This window comes from Pseudomonas sp. (assembly GCF_037994325.1).
Lineage (GTDB): Bacteria > Pseudomonadota > Gammaproteobacteria > Pseudomonadales > Pseudomonadaceae > Aquipseudomonas.
On sequence record NZ_JBBNAH010000631.1, the window covers coordinates 1 to 1,774 of the forward strand.

Here is a 1,774-nt window from a genome sequence, read left to right on the forward strand (position 1 = left end):
GGGTACTCTCGCACCCATACCTATAAAAACCCTCTGCCGGAACGCCCCGTCGATGAAGCTAACACGCCGCCTGCTCTGGCCGCTGGCCATCCTTTTGTTGGTTGTTACCCGTCTGGCGCCGGCCGCCGAGCTGTTTTATCTGGGGCAGAAAATCCCCGACATCCAGAAACCCTGGAGCAGCCGCGACTACCACCAGTTGGTCGAAGCCCTGCAAACCCTCGACAAAACCCAGGCCAACGCCCTGCCCCGGCGCAGCGGCGAGTTCACCGGGCCGATTTACCAACGCATGGTCAGCGAAGAAAACTTCCGCCCGCAGCTGAACATTTACGCGCCGCTGGAACTGCGGCAAAACGAGGCGCGCGAGCTGCTGTTCCAACTAAAGGAGTTGATGCGCCTGTACTTCGACTTTCACGCCGTGCAGCAACCTTATGGCGCCGAAGCGCTGGGGCTGATGACCTACTCGCTGCGCCAACAAGCGGTGCTATTCACCCTTACCACCGAATTCTGGATGACCCTGTCGCAACCCGAACAAAGCAACCCCGTGCGCCTGCAAGGCTTGCAAGACACCAAAGAGGCGGCAGCCATGCTCACCTCCAGTGCCTTGGATTATTTGGGCCTGACCAAGCAATTTGGCCGCGAGGATTTAGCGCTGTATGCGGCGGAAATCAGCAAGCAACTGCCGGAGCTCTTTGTGCATCTGAATGCCCAAGTGCGCCCGCAAGTACTGGCGCGGGTGCAGGAGTTGGCGGCTAAGCATGCCTACAGCGAAGTGCGCGGCAGCATGAATGACCTGCTGCCAGCGTTGGTGGCGATTCAAACGGATGTGGAGAGGCAATTGGCGGAGCCGGTGGCGGCTAAGCCTGCGGCGAAAAAATTGGACCTCACCGCGCCATAGCAGCCAGCGACGCGAGATCTTGTAGAAGCCAGCTTGCTGGCGAACCCTGCAAACGACACTCGCGCCCCAAGTGCAGGGCTTTGATCTCGTAGGGTGTGCTGCGCGCACCAAGCAATTTCCGCGTTTACGCCTTGGTGCGCACAGCACACCCTACCTCAGAACCCCAAGCGCCTTGGCTCTAGCCACCGCCTGGGTGCGCCGCTCAACCCCAAGCTTGCTGTTGATATGCCGCGCATGGGTTTTTACCGTGTGCAGGGAGATAAACAGTTGCTCGCTGATTTCCTGGTTGGAGCAGCCTTGCGCGATCAGTTTCAGCACGGCCAACTCCCGCCCGCTTAGCGCTTCGGCCTGAATGCCACTGTCGATCACCTCGGCTTCTTGCTCTTCCACCTCGGGCAACACGCTCAGCAGTTTTTCCCGTAACGGGCAGCCAGGGCGTGGCAGCAGTTGTTCACGCAACCACTGCGGACGCTTTTGCAGCAGCTCGTTAAAGGGCAACAAACCGCCACCGATGGCCGACTCCATACTGCTAAACAGCTGATGCTGCGCCTCGCGGTCGCGGCCTTGGTCGAGCAGCAGCAGGGTCAGTTGCACTTGGGCAAAGCCGCCCATCAACTGTCCACCCACGCTTTGCGCGCGGGCGATCAGCGAGCGCAGGCGGCGTTCGGCATCCGGCAGTCGGCCTTGCAAACGCTCCAGCACTGCTTGCTGCATTTCGATGTGCAGCGGCAGTTGCGGGTTGTATTCCGGCGCGGCGGCGGCTTGCTCGCCGCTATAGGTGGTGGCCAGGCGATATAGCCAGTCGCCGGCCAGCTCAGTCTGCCCGCGCATCAGCCACAGCTCGCACTTCACCACGGTGATCATGGCCAGGTAGTAGAT

The 1,774-nt window shown here is 60.7% G+C and carries 2 protein-coding genes; one reads left to right on the forward strand and one right to left on the reverse strand.

The genetic code is table 11. From position 1 onward, the window contains the following. The first annotated feature begins 52 nt into the window (after positions 1–52). A complete protein-coding gene (locus tag AAAB16_RS20810) occupies positions 53–895 on the forward strand; it encodes a hypothetical protein (RefSeq protein WP_340665044.1) in 843 nt (280 codons plus the stop codon). A 150-nt stretch (positions 896–1,045) separates the two neighbouring features. Here the strand turns inward: AAAB16_RS20810 and AAAB16_RS20815 are convergent. After that, positions 1,046–1,774: LuxR C-terminal-related transcriptional regulator (locus AAAB16_RS20815; RefSeq protein WP_340665045.1), on the reverse strand; the 729-nt coding region annotated here is incomplete at its 5' end.